General features: G+C 63.4%; 2 protein-coding genes. Both read right to left on the reverse strand.

What is annotated here, in order from left to right:
* A partial coding sequence (locus GIW04_RS30860; RefSeq protein ID WP_236479626.1) for an ABC transporter substrate-binding protein occupies nt 1-530 on the reverse strand: 530 nt, incomplete at its 3' end.
* Between the two features lie 39 nt (nt 531-569).
* Nucleotides 570-1,179 (reverse strand): ABC transporter ATP-binding protein (locus tag GIW04_RS30865; RefSeq protein ID WP_236479627.1); only part of this gene is annotated, 610 nt, incomplete at its 5' end.

Consider the following 1,179-nt stretch of genomic DNA (forward strand, 5'->3'; position numbering starts at 1 on the left):
GCCGTAAACAGTTGCCAGACGCCGGCGGGCCCAGCGGCCTGGATGTCCACGTCGTTCTTGCCAAGGCCGGCCTTGCGCAACGAAGCGAGCAGCGCGTAATAGGTGGTGTCGGAATACGACATCACCGTCATGGTCTTGCCCTTGAGGTCGCTGACGTTATTGATGTTGTCCTTGGAATGGGTGGCGATCATGGTCACGCCGCCCGCGCCCAGCACCGCCACGGCGCGCACCGGAATACCGTTGCCGCGCACCATGATCGGCGTGTCGCCGATGGCGCCGCCGAGCAGGGCATTGCCGGCGCCGATCTGCTTGGCCACATCCACACCGCCCTTGGCGGCAATGAACGTGAGGTTCAGGTCCTGGGCCGCGTAATAGCCTTTTTCCTTGGCGATGATCCACGGTGCAAAGGCTGGCAAGTTAGGCGGAGCCGGCAGCAGGTAGGTAACGTCGGTTGGCTGCGCCTGGGCCGCGCAGGTCAGGCCGAGGCCAAGGCTGAGCGCGCAAAAACGTTGGAACAGAGACTTGAGCATGGGAACTCCTGAATCGGTTGGGGGCCGCAAGTGCGGCAATCAGTGCAGTTCGGTGTCGGCGCCGACGTGCAGCAGCTCCATCAGGCGACCGACCAGCGGGCCGATCTCCGGTAGCTTGCGGCGCTCCAGCGGGTTGTCGCGAAACGGCAGGTCGATGCTGATTTCTTCGATGATGGTGCCGGGGCGGGCGCTCATGACCAGCAACCGGTCGGACATGGCGATGCCCTCGATCAGGTCATGGGTGATGAACAGCGCGGTCTTCTTTTCATCGAACAGCATCCGCGCCATGTCCTGCTGCAGGATCATCTTGGTCTGGGCGTCGAGGGCGGAAAACGGCTCGTCGAGGAACAACACCTGAGGGTCGATGGCCAGGGTGCGTGCCAGGGCAGCGCGTTGGCGCATACCGCCGGAGAGTTGGAAGGGGTAGTGATCGGCGAAGCCGTTGAGGTGGCAACGGTCGAGCAAGTCCAGGGCTACCTTCTGCCGGGTCGCGCTGGGCACGCCTTGAATCTCCAGGCCCAGTTCGACATTGCGGCGAATGCTGCGCCACGGCATCAGCAAATCTTTTTGCAGCATGAACGCGACTTGCGGCACGGGCCCGGTCACCGGTTCGCCGCCCACGAAGACTTCACCTTCGCTGGGGCGATAT

Source organism: Pseudomonas sp. PA-4-8C, assembly GCF_021606625.1.
Lineage (GTDB): Bacteria > Pseudomonadota > Gammaproteobacteria > Pseudomonadales > Pseudomonadaceae > Aquipseudomonas > Aquipseudomonas lactis.